The following is a 21,982-nucleotide window of genomic DNA, read 5'->3' on the forward strand; positions in this document are numbered from 1 at the left end:
AATGCAGAATGTCATCGCCAAACAACAGACCTATTCAGACAACAGTTTGCTGCTGGACGCGCGCGAGCAGAACGTGCCGCGCGGCGTGGTCACCGCGCACCCGCTGGTGATTGAACGCGCGAAGGGCAGCGAAGTGTGGGACGTCGAAGGCAACCGCTATCTCGACTTCGTCGGCGGCATCGGCGTGCTCAACGTCGGCCACAACCATCCGGCGGTGGTCAACGCCGTTACGCGTCAGCTGGGGCTGGTGTCGCACGCCTGTTTTCAGGTGGTGGCCTATCCGGGCTATATCGAACTGGCGCAGCGGCTTAACCAGCTGGTTGGCGGCGAAGAGGCCTACAAAAGCGTCTTCTTCACCAGCGGCGCGGAGGCGGTGGAGAACGCGATTAAAATCGCCCGCGCCCATACCAACCGCTCCGGGGTCATCGCCTTTGACGGCGCCTTCCACGGCCGCACGCTGCTGGGCGTAACGCTGACCGGCATGAGCCAGCCCTATAAACAGAATTTTGGCCCGTTCCCGGCGGATATTTACCGCCTGCCGTTCCCTAATCCGCTGCACGGCGTGACGGAAGTCGACTGCCTGAAGGCGCTGGATCAGCTGTTCGCGGTGCAGATCGCGCCGGAGCGCGTCGCGGCGATCATTATCGAGCCGGTGCAGGGCGACGGCGGCTTCCTGCCTGCCGGCCCGGCGTTTATGCAGGCGCTGCGCCGCATTACCGAGCAGCACGGCATTGTGCTGATCTGCGACGAAGTGCAGACCGGCTTTGGCCGCACCGGCAAAATGTTCGCTTTCCAGCATCTCAACATCAAACCTGACCTGGTGACGGTGGCGAAAAGCCTCGGCGGCGGCCTGCCGATCTCCGGCGTGGTGGGCAAGGCGGCGATCATGGATGCGCCGACGCCGGGCGGGCTGGGCGGCACCTACGGCGGCAACGCGCTGGGCTGCGCGGCGGCGCTGGCGGTGCTCGATCTGCTGGAGCATGACAATCTGCTGGCGCGCGCCAACCAGCTCGGCGAGCAGCTGCATGCGCGGCTGCAGCAGCTGGCGGAGAAGTACGCCTGCATCGGCGACGTGCGCGGCCTCGGCTTTATGCTGGCGGTGGAGATCCTCGATTTCGAAAGCGGCAAGCCAGACGCTGCGCTGACGCAGAAGATCCTCGACAGCGCCTGTCAGGAGGGGCTGCTGCTGATTAAGTGTGGCGTTCAGCGCAACGTGGTGCGCTTCCTCGCGCCGCTTGTCACAACCGATTCACAATTAGAAGAGGCGCTGCACATTTTTGATATTGCGCTGGCGCGCGCCACTGGCCGTCTTGGATAGCGCCTTCTTCCTCATTGATATTGCTGGAATAATTATAATTTTTCCTGATGGTTAACACGCATGTTAACGCTGGCGCTGGCGGCGCAAAGCGTGTTATACCATCAGCACGTCCTGCACAATTGGTTAACAATGAGGGGTGGTATGAACGGCTTAATGAAACTTGACCGCATCGATATCAACATCCTGGTGCAACTGCAAAAAGATGGCCGTATCAGCAACGTTAATCTCGCCGACGCCGTGGGACTTTCGCCCAGTCCGTGCCTGCAGCGCGTCAAGCGCCTTGAGCAGGCGGGGTTTATCACCGGCTATGAAGCCCATATCAATCTCACCAAAATCACCGACTCGGTCACGGTGTTTACCGAAGTGACGCTCTCGGGCCATCGCCGCGAAGATTTTATGAAGTTCGAAAGCGCGCTGCGCGATGTGGATGAGCTGATGGAGTGTCATCTGATCACCGGTGGCTACGACTATCTGCTGCGCTTTATTACCCGCAGCATCGAGCACTATCAGGAAGTGATCGAGAAGATGCTCGATGCGCAGATCGGCATCGACAAATATTTTAGCTATATCGTGATTAAATCGCCGGTGATGAAGAGCAGCGTGCCGCTGCGCTCGCTGATTACGCGGCAGAACGATGTGCTGAGCGCGCTGTAGCGCTGAATCCTTTTATATACTGCTATGCTGCTGTAGCTCAGCTGAGCTACACTCTCTTTCTACTTTAAGAGAGATGAACGATCATGCCCACCAATGCATTCGTACGTGCTCGTATAGACGAGACATTGAAAAATGAAGCCGCCGCCGTGCTGGCTGAAATGGGATTAACCGTTTCTGACCTGGTACGCATCACCCTGACTAAAGTTGCCAAAGAAAAGGCGCTGCCTTTTGATCTGCGCATCCCCAACGACATCACAGCCAGCAGCATCGAAGCGAGCGAGCAAGGCAAAGGCGTAAAAAAAGCGAAGGATGAAAAAGATCTGTTTGACCAGTTAGGTATTTAACCGGTCATTGCGAAGAGAAGGAAATCTCATGGCTAAGCAAAGGGAAATTGCCTACTCAAACCAGTTTTACAAAGACGTCAAAAAGATGCAGAAGCGACGCAAAAAGATGGACAAGCTTAAAACGCTTATGTCGCTGCTTATGAACGATAGATTGCCTCTTCCTGCGGCTTATAAAGATCATCCGCTGCAGGGTAACTACAGGGGTTACAGAGATGCGCATATTGAACCCGACTGGCTACTGATCTACAAACTAACGGATGAGCTAATAAGGTTCGAAAGAACCGGTACGCACGCAGACCTGTTTTAAAAAAATGCATCCACTTTTCAGCCCCGTTATGGGGCTTTTTTATGGCCGCAGCTTGACCCTTTCTACGCAGCATAAAATTTCTTTTCCACCTTTTTTTCACCGCATTTGACCGGTTCGCCGCGCCTCTTCAGCCGCGTCGGCTGGCGCTGCGCCTTTACTATAAATTGATGCCGCGACAAGGAGTTATTTATGACCGCACCGATCATTGCCGACCATATCTGGCAGCGCGACGACTTTACCCTCTCCACCAAACGGACGCGGCTGGATATGGACTGGATCCACTTCCAGCTGGCGGAACGTTCCTACTGGGCGAAAGGGCAGGCGCGCGCCACCACCGAGCGGGCCATCGCCGCGTCGCTGCCGTTCGGGCTCTATCACTTTGATGCGCAGATCGGCTTTGCGCGGCTGATCACCGACTACACCCGCTTCGGCTGGCTGTGCGACGTGATGATTGATGAGGCGTGGCGCGGTCACGGCTTAGGCAGCTGGCTGGCCAGCTGCGTGCGCGAGCATCCGGAGCTGGCCACGGTGCGCCGCTGGATGCTCTCTACAAACGATGCCCATCAGCTCTACCAGCGGCTCGGCTGGCGCGTAGTGCAGGAACCGCACAAGCTGATGGAGTTCCCTCTCTCCTGACTCTGGAGCGACACAGATGCGTTACCGCGTTGGCGTGGATATAGGCGGATCTTTTACCGATTTCGCCGTGCTGGATCGGCAAACTAATCAGATCCATACCCTGAAAGTGCTGTCCCGGCCCGATGCGCCAGGCAGCGAAATCCTTACCGGGCTGGCGCAGTTCGCCGAGCGCGACGGGCTGGATCCAGCAGAGATTGGCTACTTTACCCACGGCACCACGGTCGGCATCAACGCCGTGATCCAGCGGCGCGGCGTGCGGCTGGCGCTGTTCGCCACCGAAGGCTTCTGCGACGTGCTGGAGCTGGCGCGGCTAAAAATCCCCCATATTCATGACCTCTTTTCGCGGCGGCCCGCGCCGCTGATCGGCCGCGACCGCGTTTTCCCCATTCGCGAGCGCACCGACCGCGACGGCAGCGTGCTGCAGCCCGTGGATCGCGGCAGCGTGCTGGCGGCTATCGAGCAGGCGCGCGCCGCGGGCTGTCAGGGCATCGTGGTGGCGCTGCTGCACAGCTATCGCAACCGGCAAAACGAGGCGGCGGTAAAGGCGATTGTTGAAGAGGTGGCGCCGGAGCTGCTGACCTCCTGCTCCGCCGACATCTGGCCGATTATTCGCGAATATGAGCGCACCATCACCGCCACCATCAACGCCTACGTGCAGCCGATGGTGATCAACTACCTGGAAAAATTCGAACAGGCGCTGCTTGACAAAGGCGTTGCTACGCCGCCGCGCATCACCAAATCCAACGGCGGCGTGATGGGCGTCGGCCAGGCGAAGCGCGAATGCGTGCAGATGGTGCTCTCTGGCACCGCTTCGGGGGTGATCGGCGCCAGCTATCTCGCCAGCGCCTGCGGCTTTGACCGCATTCTTAGCCTCGATATCGGCGGCACCAGCGCCGACGTGGCGGTGATCGTGAACGGCGAGGTGGCGCAGGGCAACGGCGAAATCATCGGCGATTTTCCCATCTACATTCCCTCAGTGGCGGTGACCTCGGTCGGGCAGGGCGGCGGATCGCTGGCGTGGATCGACGCCCAGGGCGTGATGCAGATGGGGCCGGACAGCGCGGGTTCGCTGCCGGGTCCGGTCTGTTTCCAGCGCGGCGGCACCCAGCCGACCGCCACCGACGCCTTTGCCGCCTGCGGCATGATCGGCCACGGCGATCTCGGCTATCACGCCGTGCAGGTGGATGTCGCCGCCGCGCGCGCCGCCTGGCAGCCGCTGGCCGAGCGCCTTGGCGTCTCGGTGGAGCAGACCGCCGAAACCGCCATCGAACTGGCGATCTCCAGCATGTACAGCGACACCAGCGGCCTGCTGTCGCGCTTCGGCCTCGACCCGCGTGAGTTCTGGTTCCTCGCCTTCGGCGGCGCAGGGCCGATGATGGGCTGCTTTCTGGCGCGCGAACTCAATATGAAAGGGGTCATCGTGCCGCCGACGCCTGGCGTGCTCTCGGCGCTGGGCGGGCTGGTGGCGGATATCCGCAACGATTTTATCCGCACGCTTTACGGCGATCTCAGCGCGCAGCTGGCGGATCGGCTGGCGACCGAAGCGGAGAGCCTGAGTCAGCGGGCGCAGGCCTGGCTGGCGGCGGAGCACGGCGGCGAGATGCCCTTTACGCTGCAGTTCAGCGCCGATATGCGCTATCGCGGCCAGTCGTTCGAGATTGACGTGCCGCTGCAGGCGGCGTGGCTGGCGAACGCCGACGTGGCGGCGCTGCACGCGGCGTTCGACCAGCAGCATCACCAGCTGTTCGGCCACAGTGACGCCGACGCGCCGGTGCAGCTGATCAACCTGCGGCTAGTGATCGCCTCGCCCACGCCGAAACCGGCGCTGAATCGCCTGCCTGCGGCCAGCGGGCCGGTAAAAGCGGCGAAGCAGGTGCAGGCGTGGATCGACGGCGCCTTTCATCAGGTCGATCTGGTGCTGCGCGCCACGCTGCGCCCCGGTCATCAGCTGCGCGGGCCGGTGATTGTGGCGCAGGATGACTGCACCACCTGCGTACCGCCGCGTATGCAGGTCGAGGTGGACAGCTTCGGCAATCTGTTAATTACTCCGCTGAACGAGGAGAAGTGATCGTGGCTATTGACGGACGTAACCTGCAAATTCTCGCCAACTACTGCGCGGCGGCGGCCGACGCGATGGCCTTTACCCTGATGCGCACCGCGCACTCGACCTTCGTTAAAGAGACGGAAGACTTCTCCTGCCAGATCGTCAGCCGCGACGGGCTGGCGTTTGCCTCGCCGCGCAGCTTCGGCGCGCCCTGGTACAGCGGCATCGACTATGCGCCGGTGCTGGCGCTGATTGACCACTACGATGAAGGCGATATCTGCATCACCAACGACGCCTACGCGGGCAACGTCGCGACCCACTCGCCCGATATTCATATCTGGAAACCGGTTTTTTACGCGGGTGAGATCGTCTGCTTTGTCGTCGGCCATATCCACAATACCGACATCGGCGGCGCGGTGCCCGCCTCGCTGTCGCGCGCGCTGACCGATATCGTGCAGGAGGGGATCCGCATCCCGCCGCTGAAAATCATCCGCAACGGCGAGCTGAACGAGGATGTGGCGCGCATTCTGCGGCTTAACGTGCGCGTGCCGGAGCAGAACTGGGGTGACTTCAAGGCGCAGATCGCCTCGGTCAATATCGGCGAGCGCAAGATCCACGAGATTATCGCCCGCTTCGGCGTCGACGATTTTCTGCAGGGGATTGCAGGCATTCTTGACTACGCCGAACAGCAGGCGCGCGCCATTATCCGCACCATCCCCGACGGCGACTATTTCTACGCCGACTACGCCGATGAAGATGGCGAAGGCGGCTATCCCTGCCGTGTGGCGATTACCCTGCGGGTGCGCGGCGATCGGCTGGAGCTGGACTACACCGGCAGCGATCCGCAGCTTGCCTCGTCGCTGAACATGCCGACCGGCGGCCGCGAGCGCCATCCGCTGGCGCTGGTGGGCGTCACCTACGTGCTGTCGACGCTGGATCGCTCGCTGCTGCTTAACGCCGGCACGCTGCGCCCGACGCGCGCCATTCTGCCGCCGGGCACGGTGATGAACTGCGAGGCGCCCGCCGCCGTCGGCATGCGCTCGCTCACCTGCGCGCTGTCGCAAATCGCCACCGTCGGCGTCTTTTCGCTGGCGCTGCCGGATCGGCTGCCGGCCAACTCGCCGGGCGGCAATTCCATTATGAATATCCGCACGCTGGACGCGCGCAACCGCAGCGTCGTGGCTTCGCTTGGCCCGGTCGGCGGCGGCGCGGGCGGCACGCCGCGCCACGACGGCCCGGACGGCTCCGGCGGACTCTCCGCCTTTTTGAAAAACACCCCGATCGAGATCAACGAAGCGGAGGTGCCCATCCGCTTTCTGCGCTACGGCCTGGCACCCGACAGCGCCGGCGCCGGGCGCTTTCGCGGCGGGCTGGCGACTGAAATGGCCTTTGCCATCTTCACGCCAGAGACCACCGTTACCGCGCGCAACCGCAACCGCTCGGTGTTCGCCTCGGCGGGCGCGGCGGGCGGCTGTGCGGGCGGCCTTTCCCGTTTTCGCACCCTGCGCGATGGCAAAGTGCTGGAGCACGGCAACCGCGACGTGATCCACTGCCAGCCAGGGGATGTCATCGAGGTGCGTGGGCCGGGCGCGGGCGGCTACGGCCTGCCGGCGCAGCGCAACGTTGAGGCGGTGCTTAACGACGTGCGCTGTGGCTTTCTCAGCGCGGCGGCGGCGCGCGAGCAGTATGGCGTGGCCATCGCGGACAATGCGGTAGATGAGGCGGCAACGGCGCAGCTGCGCGCCGCCATGCCGCAGCAGGCCGGAACGCATTTTCATCACGGCGCAGCGCGCACGGCGTTTGAGGCGATCTGGACGCCGGCGCGCTACCGGGCGCTCACCGATTTTCTCGCTGACGCGCCGGTCAGCTGGCGTCATTTTCTGAAAACCCAGGTGTTCCGCGCGGTGGAGCAGGCGGGAGAAGAGGCGGATATGTCGCAAATATTCAGCGCGTTACGGCTGCGCTTTCCCGCATTAGCAGGCGAATAAGCCAGATTGTCGACTACCCTTACTTTCTGACACGGATTTTCAAGGAGGCGACAACGATGAGCATGAAAACAAGCGATTTCTTTGTGCAGCGGCTGAAGGCCTGGGGCGTGACCCGTATTTACGGCTATCCCGGCGACGGCATTAATGGCGTGCTCGGCGCCATCCAGCGCGCCAATGAAAAAGGCGACGGCATTGAGTTTATTCAGGTGCGGCACGAAGAGATGGCGGCGTTTATGGCGGCCGGCCACGCGAAATTCACCGGCGAGCTGGGCGTCTGCCTCTCTACCGGCGGACCCGGCGCCACCCATCTGCTCACCGGCCTCTACGACGCTAAAATGGATCACGCGCCGGTGCTGGCGATTGCCGGCCAGGCGGAAGTGACCGCGCGCGGCGCCAGCTACCAGCAGGAGATGAACCTGGACCGCGTCTTCGCCGACGTGGCCAACTTTGTGCAGGAGGCGGCCGCGCCTGCCCAGGTGCGCCATCTGATCGATCGCGGCGTGCGCATCGCCAAAGCGCAAAACGGCGTGGCGGTGGTGATCGTGCCGAAAGATATTCAGGACGAACCCTGGGAAGCGCCAAAGCATCTGCACGGCTTCACCCACTCCGGCCCTGGCTATCAGCGCCCGAAAGTGGTGCCCTACGAGGCGGACCTGCAGCGCGCCGCCGAGGTGCTGAACGCCGGTAAAAAAGTCGCCATCCTGATCGGCGCAGGGGCGCGCGGCGCGGCGGTGGAGGTGGTGCAGACCGCCAACGTGCTGGCGGCGGGCGTCGCCAAAGCGCTGCTCGGCAAAGATGTGCTGCCGGACGACGCGCCGTTTGTCACCGGCTCTATCGGCCTGCTCGGCACCAAACCCTCGTGGGAGCTGATGCAGAACTGCGACACCCTGCTGATGATCGGCAGCGGCTTCCCCTGGACCGAGTTCCTGCCGGAAGAGGGCAAGGCGCGCGCGGTGCAGATCGATATCGATCCGGCGATGCTCGGCCTGCGCTACCCCTGCGAAGTCAATCTGCACGGCGATGCGGCGGAAACCCTGCGTGCGCTGCTGCCGCTGCTGGAGCATAAAGAGGACCGCAGCTGGCAGGAGGAGATTGCGGTGCAGGTGCGCGACTGGTGGAAAGTGATGGAGGACCGCGCCCACGCGCCGGCGAATCCGGTTAACCCGCAGCGCGTGGTGTGGGAGATGTCGCCGCAGCTGCCGGACAATGCCATCGTCACCTCTGATTCCGGCTCCTGCGCCAACTGGTTCGCGCGCGACTATCGCGTCAAGCAGGGGCAGCGCGCCACGCTTTCCGGCGGGCTTGCCTGCATGGGCGCGGCGGTGCCCTACGCCATCGCCGCCAAGTTTGCTCACCCCGACCGACCGGTGGTGGCGCTGGTGGGCGACGGCGCGATGCAGATGAACAATATGGCGGAGCTGATCACCATTCAGAAATACTGGCAGCAGTGGAGCGATCCGCGCCTGATCGTCTGTGTCTTCAACAACCAGGACCTGAATCAGGTCACCTGGGAGCAGCGCGTGATGGAGGGCAACGCGCGCTTTGAGGCGACGCAGCAGCTGCCGGACGTGCGCTACGCGCAGTTTGCGGAATCCCTCGGCCTGCAGGGGATTTTTGTCGATAACCCGGATGAGCTGGAGGACGCCTGGCGTCGCGCGCTGAGCGCCGATCGTCCGGTGGTGCTGGAGGTGAAAACCGATCCAGAGGTGGCGCCGCTGCCGCCGCATATCACCTTTAAGCAGGCGAAAGCCTTTATGAGTTCCATGGCGAAGGGCGATCGCGGCGCGGCGCAGATTATCAGCGACACCGCCAGCCAGCTGCTGCATAAGAAGAAGTAGGGCGCACAAAGCGCTAAGCGGCCCGGATCCGTGCCGCTAACCTTACTCTTCCTCTTTTTCCCCGCCGCTCGCGTGGGGGTTCCGGCGATTCGCCGCACATCATTTCAGGAGTCACTCATGGCGACAGATAAACAACCGGTATGGCTTATTTCGGGCTGCTCGACAGGCTTTGGACGCGAACTGGCGCAGCAGGCGATCGCCCGCGGCTTTAACGTGGTGGTGACGGCGCGCGACACGGCGAAAGTCGCTGACCTGGTCGAAGGACACGACAACGCGCGGGCGGTGGCGCTGGACGTCACGCGCGCCGACAGCATCGACAGCGCGGTGCGTCAGGCGCTGGAGGCTTTCGGCACTATTGACGTGCTGGTGAACAACGCCGGCTACGGCTATCAGAGTTCGGTGGAAGAGGGCGAGGAGCAGGCGATCCGCGACCAGTTCGACGCCAACGTCTTCGGGTTGTTCGCCCTGACGCGCGCCGTGCTGCCGACAATGCGCCAGCAGCGCAGCGGACACATCATCAATATCACCTCGGTGGCGGGTTTTATCGGCTTCGCCAGCTCCGGCTACTACTCCGCCAGCAAGCACGCGGTCGAGGGCTGGTCCGACTCGCTGGCGCTGGAGACCGCGCCGCTCGGCATTCGCGTCACCTGCGTTGAGCCGGGGCCATTCCGCACCGACTGGGCGGGCCGTTCGCTGCATTAGACGCCGAGCAGGCTGCCGGAGTATGCCGACACCGCGGCGGCGCGCATGAAGGCGACCTCGGAATACAGCGGCACGCAGAAAGGCGATCCTGCGCGCGCGGCCCAGGCGATGATCGCCATTACCGAACATGATAACCCGCCGCGCCATCTGGTGATGGGCGCCTGGGGCTATGATGCGGTAACGGCGAAGCTGAAAGAGCGTCTGGCGCAGATTGAAGCCTGGAAGCAGACCTCGGTCGATACCGACTTCCCGGAATAACTGACTTAGCGCGCTGGCTGCCAGCGCGCCTGCTTTAGCGCATCCAGTCGCCCAGCCGCTCCAGCGGCACCGCCTTGCTGAACAGATAGCCCTGCAGCTGATTGCAGCCGGCGTCGGCCAGCGCGCTCATCTGGCCTGTGGTCTCTACCCCTTCGGCGGTGACCGTCAGCCCCATCGCGTGTCCCAGCTTCACCACCGACTCGATAATCGCCACGGAGTTTTCCGCCACGCCCAGCGACTGGGTAAAGGAGCGGTCGATCTTGATCTTGTCCACGGGAAAGGTACTGAGGTAGTTCAGGCTGGAGTAGCCGGTGCCGAAGTCATCCAGCGCGATGCGAAAGCCCGCCTCGCGCAGCGCGATAATAATGGCGCGCGCCTCATGCTCATCCTCAATCAGCACCCCTTCGGTGATCTCCAGCTCGATACGCTGGGGATCGCCGCCGCATTCGCGCACGATGTCGATCATGCGCACCACGAAGCCGGTGGCGCGAAACTGCACCGGCGAGACGTTGACCGCCACCATCAAATCGGGGAAGCGCTGCTGCGTCAGGCAGGCTTCGCGCAGCACCCACTCGCCCAGCGGGATAATCAGCCCGGTCTCTTCGGCGATAGCGATAAAGTCCCCTGGCGGAATAGCGCCGCGCGTCGGATGATCCCAGCGCAGCAGCGCCTCGACACCCACCATATTTTTGCCGTCGATATCCATCAGCGGCTGATACCAGACCGCCAGCCCCTGATAGCTTTGCAGCGCGGTGCGCAGATCGGCGGCGATGCTCTGCCGCGTGCGGATCGACTCATCCATCACCCGTTCGAACTGGCGATATTTGCCGCGCCCGCCGCTTTTGGCTTCGTAGAGGGCGATATCCGCTTTGCGCACCAGCTCCTGCCGATCCAGCCCATCTTTCGGGGCCAGCACCAGCCCGATGCTGGCGCCGCTCCACACCTCGCCGCCGAACAGGGCGAAGGGCTGGCTGAGGGCGTCGAGGATGCGCTGCGCCAGCGCCTGCACCTGGCCGATGTTGTCCACCTCCGGCATCACCACAATAAATTCGTCGCCGCCAATGCGCCCGACGGTGTCGCTGGCGCGCACCAGGCTGGAGAGGCGATGGGCCACGGCGATGATCAGCTCGTCGCCCGCATGGTGGCCGTAGGTGTCGTTGATGTTTTTAAAGCGGTCGAGGTCGATCAGCAGCAGCGCCACGCGCTGCTCGTGACGCGTTGCCAGCGCCAGCGCCTGGGTCAGCCGCTCCTCCACCAGCGCGCGGTTCGGCAACCCGGTCAGCACGTCGTGAAACGCCAGATGCAGCGCCTGCGCTTCGCTGGCGCCGAGTTTCAGCATCGACTGCGACAAATTCAGCGATGAGGTCCAGAGGCGTCGCACCATATAGAGGCAGAGCAGCATCACCACCAGCACGGCAAGGGCGGTGGATGGGCCGACGGTGCGCAGCATCTCGGCGCCGGGCCGCGTCGGATCCCAGCTGATATAGCCCACCTCATCGCCCTGCTGCGAGGTCAGCAGGTAACGCGCGGGCGCCGAGGCGGCGGCGTCGGAAAAACGCAGCCCCTTGAGCTGGCTGCGCTCCGCCAGCCCGGCGAGGTAGCCATCGTCGAGAAACTTGAGGCTGACCAGCCGGTAGCGCGCCGCGTCGCGGCCCATATCCCCCACGGCCAGCGCCGCGGCGCGCCCATCGACACGCGCGAAGTCCGCCGCCTCCAGACGCGCGCTGGCGCGCAGCAGCGCCTGCACGCCGGGATCGGCCTGCGGCGTCGCCAGCGGCAGGCCGTCGCGCCACGCCTGCATCGGCCGGTTTTGCGGGTCCAGCACCATGATCAGCTGATGGCCGAACATCTCATACAGCCAGTGGCCGACATTCTCATCCAGCCAGCGCTCGTCGTCCGGCGTCGCCGTCAGATGAGCCTGAAGCGGCTCCCAGCGCGACAGGCTGCGCAGCTGGCGCAGGTGCTCCGCCAGGCTCTGGGTGAAGGAGGCCTGAATCATGCGCTGCTGCTGCGCCTGCGCTTTCTGGTTGCTCATTGAGGTGCTGAGAAACAGCCCGGTTCCGGCGCCGACCAGCGTCAGCAGCAGAATAGCCACCAGCGGCAGCAGCACCTCTTGAATAAACGTCCGACGAAAGCCGGCGGAAAGTTTGACGCTGTTTATCATTTTCATTCTTCACGTAACAAGGATGTGTCAGTTATTAAGCTAGCAGAAAACCGCCAGCCTGCACGCTGCCTGGTCTTGCAGGTAGTTATTGAAAAAGCGTTAAAAATGCACAGCCGCTTCGCTGACAGAAAGCGTTAGCGCAGCTAATTAAACCCGCCTTCACCCGTCGGCGAATTCATCCCGGCGTCACTGCACGGTCACCCTGCTGTCATCTGCGCGGCTCATGGTAATGCCCAACGCGCCGCCGGATTTATCGCGGCTTTCACCACTCAGTTAAGGTTGAGGATCGGTTCATGATGGAGATATCCAGACATCCGACCACTGTTTACCAGGCCGTCGCCGCGCAGCTTGAGCAGGCGCTGCGGGAACACTACCGCAGCGGCGACTATCTGCCCTCTGAACAGCAGCTGGCGGAACGCTACGAGGTCAATCGCCACACCCTGCGGCGCGCGGTGGACGAGCTGGTCAATAAAGGGCTGCTGCAGCGCCGTCACGGCGTCGGCATCCTGGTGCTGATGCGGCCCTACGACTATCCACTGCACGCGCAGGCGCGCTTTAGCCAGAACCTGCTGGAGCAGGGCAGCCATCCCACCAGCGAGCGGCTGCTGGCGGTGCTGCGTCCCGCCAGCGCCGACGTCGCCAGCGCGCTCGGCGTGGCGGAAGGGGAGAACGTTATCCATCTGCGCACCCTGCGCCGGGTCAACGGCGTGCCGGTGTGCGTCATCAACCATTTTCTGCCCGACCTCGGCTGGTGGCCCGCTTTGCAGCGCTTCAGCAGCGGCTCGCTGCACGATTTTTTGCTGCAGCACGGCGGCCATCAGCTGATGCGCAGCCAGACCCGCATCAGCACGCGCCGCGCCCAGGCCAAAGAGTGTCGGCTGCTGGAGATTGCGCTGCACGCGCCGCTGCTCTGCGTGCGCACCCTGAATAAAACCCGCGACGGCGCGCTGGCGGAGTATTCCGTCAGCCTGACGCGCGGCGACATGATCGAACTCACTCTGGAGCATGAATGGAAAGCTTAACGCAACGACAGCAGTGGCTGTCGGTGCTGGCGCACAGCAGCGCGTCGGCGCTGGCGCAGCACTGGCAGGCGCTGCACCTCGCGCCGCGCTTCACCCTGATCCGCCCGGCGGAAATCGGCCTGACGCGTCTGATGGCGCGCATGGGCGCCAGCGGCAAGCGCTTTGTCATGGGCGACGCCACCGTCACGCGCGCCGTGGTGCAGCTGGAAGAGGGCACGCTCGGCTACAGCTACGTGCTGGGCCGCGACAAGGCGCATGCCGAGCGCTGCGCCCTGATCGACGCGCTGTTGCAGCAGCCGCAGACCCACGCGCTGCTGACTGAAAAAATCATTACGCCGCTGGCGGCCCTGCGTGAGGAGCAGCGTCAGCTGCGCGCGCGCGAAATCGCCAGCTCGAAGGTCGACTTCTTTACGCTGGTACGCGGAGACAACTAATGACTTTACTGGCTAGTTTTAACCATCCGGTGGCCGACGCGCAGCGCGCCTTCCGACGTATTCTGAAAGCGATGAGCGAGCCGGGCGTAATGGTCTCGCTGCCGCTGGCGCAGGGCTGGGGCGCGCTGTCGCCCGCCGCGACTGCGGTGCTGCTAACGCTGGTGGATCAGGAGAGCCCGCTGTGGATCGAGCCGCAGATCGACAATGCGATCCTGCGCAGCAACCTGCGCTTTCATACCGGCGTGCCGCTGAGCGAGAGCCGCGACGCGCCTTTTGCGCTGAGCCACGCCAGCAGCAGCCCCTGCCCGGCGGACTTCGCCGCAGGCGACAACCTGGCGCCGGAAAAGAGCACCACGCTGATTATTGAAGTGCCATCGCTCAACGGCGGGCTGACGCTGCGCCTCTCCGGGCCGGGCCTGCGCGAACCGCGCGCCATCGCGCCGCAGCTGCCGGAGAGCGTGCTGGACTACCTGCGCAACCGGCCGCATCCCTTCCCGCAGGGCGTCGATCTGATCTTCACCTGCGGCGAAGCGATGATGGCGCTGCCGCGCACCACCGACGTGGAGGTGTGCTGATGTACGTGGCGGTTAAAGGAGGCGAAAAGGCGATAGCCAACGCCCATCAGCTTCAGGCGGACCTGCGGCGCGGCGCGCGCGAGGTGGCGGAACTGGGCTGCGATCAGGTGGCGCAGCAGCTCGGCCTGGCGGTCGATCGCGTCATGACCGAAGGCGGCATCTACGATCCCGAACTGGCGGCGCTGGCGATCAAGCAGGCGAGCGGCGACTTAGTGGAGGCGATCTTCCTGCTGCGCGCCTACCGCACCACGCTGCCGCGCCTGGCGGACAGCGCGCCGCTGGCCACCGGCGAGATGCGCCTCGAGCGCCGTATCTCCGCCGTCTATAAAGATCTGCCGGGCGGCCAGGTGCTGGGTCCAACCTACGATTACAGTCATCGCCTGCTCGACTTCACCCTGCTGGCCAACGGCGAGACGCCCGCCGCGCCGCGCGGCGACGAGGCGCTGGCGACGCACTGCCCGCATATGTTCGCCATGATGAGCGACGAAGGGCTGGCGGCACGGGAAACCGACGACGGCAGCGAGCCGGTGGATATCACCCGCGAGCCGATGGGCTTTCCGGCCACGCGCGCGGCGCGGCTGCAGCAGCTGGTGCGCGGCGACGAGGGCTTTCTGCTGGCGCTCGGCTACTCCACCCAGCGCGGCTACGGCCGCACTCATCCCTTCGCCGGGGAGATCCGCACCGGCTACCTCAGCGTCAGCATCTGCCCGGAAGAGCTGGGCTTTGAGCTGGAGATCGGCGAACTGCTGCTGACCGAATGCGAAATGGTCAACGGCTTCACCACCCAGGGCGACGAGGCGCCGCACTTTACCCGCGGCTACGGCCTGGTGTTTGGCCGCGCCGAGCGCAAGGCGATGGCGATGGCGCTGGTGGATCGCGCGCTGCAAACCCGCGAGCACGGCGAACGTATCACCAGCCCGGCGCAGGATGAAGAGTTCGTGCTGGCGCACGCCGACAACGTCGAGGCCGCCGGCTTCGTCTCCCACCTCAAACTGCCGCACTACGTCGATTTTCAGGCCGAGCTGGCGCTGCTCAGACAGCTGCGCCAGGAGCATCAGGAGGCGAACCATGAGTGAGCTGAGCGGCTATAACCCAGGCTATCTCGACGAGCAAACCAAGCGCGCGATTCGTCGCGCCATCCTCAAGGCGGTGGCGATCCCCGGCTATCAGGTGCCGTTCGCCGGACGCGAGATGCCGATGCCCTACGGCTGGGGCACCGGCGGCATCCAGATCACCGCCAGCGTGATCGGCGACGCCGACGTGCTGAAGGTGATCGACCAGGGCGCAGACGACACCACCAACGCGGTGTCGATCCGCCGCTTTTTCCAGCGCGTCAGCGGCGCGGCGACCACCGAACGCACCTGCGACGCCACCCTGATCCAGACGCGCCACCGCATCCCGGAGACGCCGCTGGAAGAGGATCAGATCCTGATTTTTCAGGTGCCGATCCCGGAGCCGCTGCGCTTTATCGAGCCGCGCGAAACCGAAACCCGCACCATGCACGCGCTGGAGGAGTATGGCGTGATGCAGGTGAAGCTCTATGAAGATATCGCGCGCTATGGCCATATCGCCACCACCTACGCCTATCCGGTGAAGGTCAACGACCGCTACGTAATGGACCCGTCGCCGATCCCCAAATTCGATAACCCGAAAATGCATAGGATGCCCGCGCTGCAGCTGTTCGGCGCCGGACGCGAAAAGCGCATTTATGCGCTGCCGCCCTTTACCAAAGTTGAGAGTCTCGACTTCGAGGATCACCCCTTTAGCGTGCAGCAGTGGGATGAACCCTGCGCCCTGTGCGGTTCGCGCCACAGCTATCTCGACGAGGTGGTGATGGATGATCAGGGCACGCGCCTGTTCGTCTGCTCCGACACCGACTTTTGCCACCAGCAGCAGGAACAGCAACATGCACAGTGAACAGCCGCTGCTTGCGGTCCATAACCTGACGCATCTCTACGCGCCGGGCAAAGGCTTTGAAGCCGTCAGCTTCGATCTCTATCCCGGCGAAGTGCTGGGCATCGTCGGCGAGTCCGGCTCCGGCAAAACCACGCTGCTGCGCAGCCTCTCGGCGCGCCTGACGCCGCAGCAGGGCAACATTCTCTACAGCCAGCGCGACCTGTACGCGCTGTCGGAGAGCGAACGCCGTCGCCTGCTGCGCACCGAATGGGGCGTGGTGCATCAGCATCCGCTTGACGGGCTGCGCCCACAGGTGACGGCGGGCGGCAATATCGGCGAGCGGCTGATGGCGGTGGGCCATCGCCACTACGGCGACATCCGCGCCCAGGCGAGCCGCTGGCTGCAGGAGGTGGAGATTGCCGCCAGCCGGATTGACGACCTGCCCACCACCTTTTCCGGCGGCATGCAGCAGCGCCTGCAGATCGCCCGCAACCTCGTCACCCAGCCGAAGCTGGTGTTTATGGATGAGCCGACCGGCGGGCTGGACGTCTCGGTGCAGGCGCGCCTGCTCGATCTGCTGCGCACCCTGGTGCGCGAGCTGAACCTGGCGGTGATTATCGTCACCCACGATCTCGGCGTGGCGCGCCTGCTGGCGCACCGGCTGCTGGTGATGAAGCAGGGCCGCGTGGTGGAGAGCGGCCTGACCGACCGCGTGCTGGACGATCCCCATCACCCCTACACCCAACTGCTGGTCTCATCGGTGCTGAACTAATGACGGAGTCAGGCATGAACAGACAACTGCGCGTCGAGAATCTGTGCAAAACCTTTGTGCTGCACAATCAAGGCGGCGTCGCGCTGCCGGTATTGCATAACGCCTCTCTGGAGGTCAGCCAGGGCGAAGTGGTGGTGCTGCACGGCCGCTCCGGCAGCGGCAAGTCGACGCTGCTGCGCGCGCTCTACGGCAACTATCAGGCCAACAGCGGCTATATCTGGCTGCGGCATCATGATGAGTGGGTCGATATGGTCGACGCCCCGGCGCGCCAGATGCTGGCGATGCGCCGCGACACTCTGGGCTGGGTCAGCCAGTTTCTGCGCGTGATCCCGCGCGTGCCGACGCTGGAGATTGTGATGCAGCCGCTGCTGGAGCGCGGTGTGGAGCGCGCCTTCTGCGAGAAGCGCGCCAAAGAGCTACTGACGCGGCTCAACGTGCCGCCGCGCCTCTGGTCGCTGGCACCTTCGACCTTCTCCGGCGGCGAGCAGCAGCGCGTCAATATCGCGCGCGGCTTTATCGCCGACTATCCCGTGCTGCTGCTGGATGAGCCGACCGCCTCGCTGGATAAAACCAACAGCGCGGCGGTGGTCGAGCTGATTGAGCAGGCGCGCGCGCGCGGCGCGGCAATTGTCGGCATTTTTCACGATGACGCGGTGCGCGAACGGGTGGCGGATCGCCTGCACGTGATGCAGCCGATGAGCAGCGGAGCGGAAGCATGATTATCAATAATGTTCGACTGATTCTGGAAAACGAGGTGGTGGCTGGATCGCTGGAGATGCGCGACGGCCTGATCGCCAGCTTTAGCGAAACTCCGAGCCGCCAGCCTGGCGCGCTGGATGGCGAGGGCGCGTATCTGCTGCCCGGGCTGGTGGAGCTGCACACCGACAATCTCGACAAGTTCTTCGCCCCGCGTCCGAAAGTGGACTGGCCCGCCCACTCGGCGATGAGCAGCCACGACGCGCTGATGGTCGCCAGCGGCATCACCACGGTGCTGGACGCCATCGGCGTCGGCGACGTGCGCGACGGCGGCCACCGTCTCGACAACCTGACTAAAATGATCGACGCCATCCGCGACAGCAACCGCAAAGGGCTGAACCGCGCCGAACATCGGCTGCATCTGCGCTGCGAGCTGCCGCATCACGCCACCCAGCCGCTGTTCGAGGCGCTGATGCAGACGCCGGAGCTGTCGCTGGTGTCGCTGATGGATCACTCGCCGGGCCAGCGCCAGTACGCCTCGCTGGAGAAGTACCGCGAATATTATCAGGGCAAGTACGCGCTCAACGATCGGCAGATGGACGCCTTCGAGCAGGAGCAGCTGACGCTGGCGGCGCAGTGGTCGCAGCCGAACCGCGAGGCGATCGCCGCCCTCTGCCGCGCGCGCCATATCGCCATTGCCAGCCACGACGACGCCACCGAGGCGCACGTCGAGGAGTCGTACGGCGTCGGCAGCGCCATCGCCGAATTCCCGACCACGCTTGCGGCGGCGCGCGCCTCGCGCGCGCGCGGCATGCAGATCCTGATGGGCGCGCCCAATATCGTGCGCGGCGGCTCCCACTCCGGCAATGTCGCCGCCTGGGCGCTGGCGGCGGAAGGCCTGCTCGATATTCTCTCCTCCGACTACTATCCGGCGTCGCTGCTGGACGCGGCGTTCCGCCTCGCCGCCGACGAGCGCAACGCGCTGACGCTGCCGCAGGCGGTGGCGCTGGTGACGCGCAATCCGGCGAGCGCGCTTGGCCTGGAGGATCGCGGCGCCATCGCCGAGGGACGCCGCGCCGATCTGGTGCTGGCGCACACCGATCACGGCCATCCGCATATTCGCCACGTCTGGACGCAGGGCAGGCAGGTCTACTGATGGCGCGACTGATCTGGCTTATCGGGCCGTCAGGCTCGGGCAAGGACAGCCTGCTCAACGCGCTGCGCGAAGCGCCGCCGCGCAACCTGCTGATCGCCCATCGCTATATTACCCGGCCGGCCGATGCGGGCGGCGAGAACCATATCGCCCTGACCGAAACGGAGTTCGCGCGGCGCGCGGCGCACGGGCTGTTCGCCCTGCGCTGGACGGCGCACGGGCTGCACTACGGTCTTGGGCTGGAGCTGGATCTCTGGCTGACGCGTGGCCATGACGTGCTGGTCAACGGCTCGCGCCAGCATCTGGCGCAGGCGCAGGCGCGCTACGGCGTCCAGCTCCTGCCGCTCTGCCTGACGGTGTCGCCGGAGGTGCTGGCGGCGCGTCTGCGCCAGCGCGGGCGGGAGAGCGAGACGGAGATCGCGCGGCGGCTGGATCGCGCCGCCCAGCTGCCGCCGCCGGGCTGCCGCCTGCTGAACAACAACGGTGCGCTGTCGCACACCCTGCTGCAACTGCGCCAGCTGCTGGAGCCGCTGCCATGAAGCTCACCTTTCTCGGCACCGGCGGCGTCACCGCCGCACCCCTTTCTGGCTGCGACTGCGCCGCCTGTCAGCGGGCGCGCCGCGAGGTAAAGCGGCGCCGCGCGCCCTGCAGCGCGTTGATCGAGGCGGGCGGCGAGCGCATTCTGCTCGACGCCGGGCTGCCGCTGCTGGCGGAGCGCTTCGCCCCCAGCGAGCTGTCGCGCATTCTGCTGACGCATTACCACATGGATCACGTGCAGGGGCTGTTCGCGCTGCGCTGGGGCGTCGGCGCGGCGATCCCGGTCTGGGGGCCGCCGGACGAGAAGGGCTGCGACGATCTCTTTAAGCATCCCGGCCTGCTCGACTTTCGTCCGTCGCTGACCCCTTTCGTGCCACATCCGTTCGGCGCGCTGCAGGTGACGCCGCTGCCGCTGCAGCACTCGAAGCTGACGCACGGCTACCTGTTCGACTGGCACGGCGCGCGGCTCGCCTGGCTGTGCGACACCTGCGGGCTGCCGCCCGACACCGACGATTTCCTGCGCGGCCAGCGCATCGATGAGCTGGTGATCGACTGCAACGATCCGCCGTCGCCGGCTGCGCGCAATCATAACGATCTGACGCGCGCGCTGGCGATTATCGACCGGCTGGCGCCGCGTCGCGCCTGGCTGACGCACCTGTCGCATCAGATGGATAACTGGTTATCTGACAATGCGTTGCCGGCGTCGGTGCTGGCCGCCGCCGACGGCCTGACGCTGTCGCTGGGCGCCGACGACCCTGTCACCGTTTGATCACCTCTCTGTCATCAGAGAGTCATGGCGTCGGGCCGTAATAGGCGTCAACTTACGACCTGTCAACGACTACGGAGTTAATCATGGCACAGGCACTGTTAAGAACCGTGGTGGACAACCGCCCCGCGCCGCTGCAGCCAGGCGGCCAGAAGCTGTTGTCCGTGCAGGGACTGGGCAAAAGCTGGGGCGAAAACCGCGTGCTGGACAATGTCAGTTTTGATCTGCATGCGGGAGAAATGGTCGCCGTGATCGGCCGCTCGGGCGCAGGCAAATCGACGCTGCTGCACATGCTGAACGGCACTATCGACGCTTCGGAAGGGGCGGTTTACAGCCTGCGCGACGGCGAGGCGCAGCGCAATCTGCTGACGCTTAACAGCCGCCAGCTGCGCCAGTGGCGCAGCGAGTGCGGCATGATTTTCCAGGACTTCTGTCTGGTGCCGCGCCTCGACGTGCTGACCAACGTGCTTCTGGGCCGCCTGAGCCAGACCTCGACGCTGAAATCCTTTTTTAAAGTCTTCTCCGACAGCGACCGCGCCCACGCCATCGAGCTGCTGCAGTGGATGAATATGCTGCCACAGGCGCTGCAGCGCGCTGAGAACCTGTCGGGCGGGCAGATGCAGCGCGTCGCCATCTGCCGCGCGCTGATGCAGAACCCGAAGATCCTGCTGGCCGATGAGCCGGTAGCGTCGCTCGATCCCAAAAATACCAAACGCATTATGGATGTGCTGCGCCAGGTGAGCGAGCAGGGCATCAGCGTGATGGTAAACCTGCACTCGGTCGAGCTGGTGAAAAGCTACTGCACCCGCGTCATCGGCATTCAGCGTGGTCGCGTGCTGTTCGACGGCCATCCGGCGCAGCTGACCGACAGCCTGCTGCACCAGCTCTACGGCGATGAAATCAATCAGCTTCACTAACCTCCACGGCAAGAGAAAAACCTCGAATGAAACTGACTTTATTAGCGTTACTGACCGGCGTAATGACCTTTGGCGCGCACGCAGCGGATGCGCCGAAAACGCTCAATCTGGGCATTCTCGGCGGCCAGAACGCCACCCAGCAGATTGGCGATAACCAGTGCGTGAAGGATTTTTTTGATAAAGAACTCAACGTCGACACAAAGCTGCGCAATTCTTCCGACTACGCGGGCGTGATCCAGGGCCTGCTGGGCGGCAAGATCGATATGGTGCTGAGCATGTCGCCCGCCTCGTACGCCTCGGTCTATCTGCAGGATGAGAAAGCGGTGGATGTGGTGGGGATTCTGGTGGACGACAAAGATGGTTCGCAGGGCTATCACTCGGTGGTGATCGTGAAGAACGACAGCCCCTATAAGAAGCTGGAAGATTTAAAAGGCAAGTCGTTCGGCATGGCCGATCCCGATTCCACCTCTGGCTTCCTGATGCCGAACCAGGCGTTTAAAAAGCAGTTCGGCGGCAGCGTCGACGACAAGTACAACGGCTTTTTCTCCAGCGTCACCTTTTCCGGCGGTCACGAGCAGGACATCCTTGGCGTGCTGAACAATCAGTTCGACGGCGCGGTGACCTGGAGTTCGCTGGTGGGCGACTATAACAGCGGCTACAGCTCCGGCGCCTTTGGTCGCCTGATCCGCATGGATCATCCCGATCTGATGAAGCAGATCCGCATTATCTGGCAGTCGCCGCTGATCCCGAACGGCCCGCTGCTGGTGAGCAATAAGCTGCCGGCGGACTTCAAGCAGAAGGTGGTGGAGACCATTCGCAAGCTGGATAAAGAGCAGCACGCCTGCTTCGTCAAGGCGGTCGGCGGCGCGCAGCATATCGGCCCGGCGTCGGTGGCGGACTATCAGACGATTATCGATATGAAGCGCGACCTGGCGAAAGGCCAGCGCGGCTAAGGTCGATA

The 21,982-nt window shown here is 64.1% G+C and carries 21 protein-coding genes and 1 pseudogene; 21 read left to right on the forward strand and 1 reads right to left on the reverse strand.

Annotated features, from left to right (window positions below):
- The first annotated feature begins 1 nt into the window (after position 1).
- The 9 genes and pseudogenes from gabT to MC269_RS06960 all read left to right on the forward strand — a co-directional run bounded on the left by gabT (position 2) and on the right by MC269_RS06960 (position 10,089).
- Positions 2-1,318: a 4-aminobutyrate--2-oxoglutarate transaminase gene (gene gabT / locus MC269_RS06920; RefSeq protein WP_239954601.1), complete on the forward strand. Its 1,317-nt coding sequence runs from the start codon at positions 2-4 to the stop codon at positions 1,316-1,318.
- A gap of 141 nt (positions 1,319-1,459) precedes the next feature.
- Positions 1,460-1,972: an Lrp/AsnC family transcriptional regulator gene (locus MC269_RS06925; RefSeq protein ID WP_081140041.1), complete on the forward strand. Its 513-nt coding sequence runs from the start codon at positions 1,460-1,462 to the stop codon at positions 1,970-1,972.
- An 83-nt stretch (positions 1,973-2,055) separates the two neighbouring features.
- Positions 2,056-2,316 (forward strand): type II toxin-antitoxin system RelB/DinJ family antitoxin, encoded by a 261-nt coding sequence (locus tag MC269_RS06930; protein ID WP_239954602.1) that lies wholly within the window; start codon positions 2,056-2,058, stop codon positions 2,314-2,316.
- A gap of 28 nt (positions 2,317-2,344) precedes the next feature.
- A complete protein-coding gene (locus MC269_RS06935) occupies positions 2,345-2,623 on the forward strand; it encodes a type II toxin-antitoxin system YafQ family toxin (RefSeq protein WP_239954603.1) in 279 nt (92 codons plus the stop codon).
- 189 nt (positions 2,624-2,812) lie between these two features.
- Entirely contained in the window at positions 2,813-3,259 is a 447-nt protein-coding gene (locus MC269_RS06940; protein WP_239954604.1) for a GNAT family N-acetyltransferase, read from the forward strand.
- Positions 3,260-3,275: 16 nt separating this feature from the next.
- Positions 3,276-5,327, forward strand: a complete 2,052-nt coding sequence (locus MC269_RS06945; protein WP_239954605.1) for a hydantoinase/oxoprolinase family protein — start codon at positions 3,276-3,278, stop codon at positions 5,325-5,327.
- Positions 5,328-5,329: 2 nt separating this feature from the next.
- Positions 5,330-7,291 carry a hydantoinase B/oxoprolinase family protein gene (locus MC269_RS06950; protein WP_239954606.1) on the forward strand — a complete coding sequence of 654 codons (1,962 nt, stop codon included), beginning with the start codon at positions 5,330-5,332 and terminating at the stop codon, positions 7,289-7,291.
- 56 nt (positions 7,292-7,347) lie between these two features.
- Positions 7,348-9,129, forward strand: coding sequence for a thiamine pyrophosphate-requiring protein (locus MC269_RS06955; RefSeq protein WP_239954607.1), 1,782 nt, complete (start codon positions 7,348-7,350; stop codon positions 9,127-9,129).
- A gap of 117 nt (positions 9,130-9,246) precedes the next feature.
- Positions 9,247-10,089: pseudogene (locus tag MC269_RS06960) on the forward strand (oxidoreductase).
- A 34-nt stretch (positions 10,090-10,123) separates the two neighbouring features.
- Here MC269_RS06960 and MC269_RS06965 read toward each other — a convergent pair.
- On the reverse strand, positions 10,124-12,253 hold the full coding sequence (locus MC269_RS06965) for a bifunctional diguanylate cyclase/phosphodiesterase (protein WP_239954608.1): 2,130 nt from the start codon (positions 12,251-12,253) through the stop codon (positions 10,124-10,126).
- A 296-nt stretch (positions 12,254-12,549) separates the two neighbouring features.
- Here MC269_RS06965 and phnF point away from each other — a divergent pair, with 296 nt between their 5' ends.
- From phnF to phnD, 12 genes are all read left to right on the forward strand, one after another.
- Positions 12,550-13,275 (forward strand): phosphonate metabolism transcriptional regulator PhnF, encoded by a 726-nt coding sequence (phnF, locus tag MC269_RS06970; protein ID WP_239955085.1) that lies wholly within the window; start codon positions 12,550-12,552, stop codon positions 13,273-13,275.
- Positions 13,263-13,709 (forward strand): phosphonate C-P lyase system protein PhnG, encoded by a 447-nt coding sequence (gene phnG / locus MC269_RS06975; protein WP_239954609.1) that lies wholly within the window; start codon positions 13,263-13,265, stop codon positions 13,707-13,709. Before phnF ends, phnG begins: the two co-directional genes overlap by 13 nt.
- Positions 13,709-14,284, forward strand: coding sequence for a phosphonate C-P lyase system protein PhnH (gene phnH, locus MC269_RS06980; protein WP_239954610.1), 576 nt, complete (start codon positions 13,709-13,711; stop codon positions 14,282-14,284). Before phnG ends, phnH begins: the two co-directional genes overlap by 1 nt.
- Positions 14,284-15,360 (forward strand): carbon-phosphorus lyase complex subunit PhnI, encoded by a 1,077-nt coding sequence (locus MC269_RS06985; protein ID WP_239954611.1) that lies wholly within the window; start codon positions 14,284-14,286, stop codon positions 15,358-15,360. Before phnH ends, MC269_RS06985 begins: the two co-directional genes overlap by 1 nt.
- Entirely contained in the window at positions 15,353-16,201 is an 849-nt protein-coding gene (locus tag MC269_RS06990; protein ID WP_239954612.1) for an alpha-D-ribose 1-methylphosphonate 5-phosphate C-P-lyase PhnJ, read from the forward strand. The genes MC269_RS06985 and MC269_RS06990 overlap by 8 nt, the downstream gene beginning before the upstream one ends.
- Positions 16,191-16,952: a phosphonate C-P lyase system protein PhnK gene (phnK, locus tag MC269_RS06995; protein WP_239954613.1), complete on the forward strand. Its 762-nt coding sequence runs from the start codon at positions 16,191-16,193 to the stop codon at positions 16,950-16,952. The genes MC269_RS06990 and phnK overlap by 11 nt, the downstream gene beginning before the upstream one ends.
- 14 nt (positions 16,953-16,966) lie before the next feature.
- A complete protein-coding gene (phnL, locus tag MC269_RS07000) occupies positions 16,967-17,671 on the forward strand; it encodes a phosphonate C-P lyase system protein PhnL (protein ID WP_239954614.1) in 705 nt (234 codons plus the stop codon).
- Positions 17,668-18,804, forward strand: a complete 1,137-nt coding sequence (gene phnM, locus MC269_RS07005; RefSeq protein ID WP_239954616.1) for an alpha-D-ribose 1-methylphosphonate 5-triphosphate diphosphatase — start codon at positions 17,668-17,670, stop codon at positions 18,802-18,804. The genes phnL and phnM overlap by 4 nt, the downstream gene beginning before the upstream one ends.
- Entirely contained in the window at positions 18,804-19,340 is a 537-nt protein-coding gene (phnN, locus tag MC269_RS07010) for a ribose 1,5-bisphosphokinase (RefSeq protein WP_239954618.1), read from the forward strand. Before phnM ends, phnN begins: the two co-directional genes overlap by 1 nt.
- Positions 19,337-20,107 carry a phosphonate metabolism protein PhnP gene (gene phnP / locus MC269_RS07015; protein ID WP_239954620.1) on the forward strand — a complete coding sequence of 257 codons (771 nt, stop codon included), beginning with the start codon at positions 19,337-19,339 and terminating at the stop codon, positions 20,105-20,107. The genes phnN and phnP overlap by 4 nt, the downstream gene beginning before the upstream one ends.
- Before the next feature lie 83 nt (positions 20,108-20,190).
- Positions 20,191-21,021, forward strand: a complete 831-nt coding sequence (gene phnC, locus MC269_RS07020) for a phosphonate ABC transporter ATP-binding protein (RefSeq protein ID WP_239954622.1) — start codon at positions 20,191-20,193, stop codon at positions 21,019-21,021.
- A gap of 26 nt (positions 21,022-21,047) precedes the next feature.
- Complete coding sequence (gene phnD, locus MC269_RS07025; protein WP_239954624.1) at positions 21,048-21,974, forward strand: phosphonate ABC transporter substrate-binding protein; 927 nt, start codon at positions 21,048-21,050, stop codon at positions 21,972-21,974.
- The last annotated feature ends 8 nt before the right edge of the window (positions 21,975-21,982 follow it).

This window comes from Pantoea sp. Z09 (genome assembly GCF_022394795.1).
GTDB classification, from domain to species: domain Bacteria; phylum Pseudomonadota; class Gammaproteobacteria; order Enterobacterales; family Enterobacteriaceae; genus Pantoea; species Pantoea latae.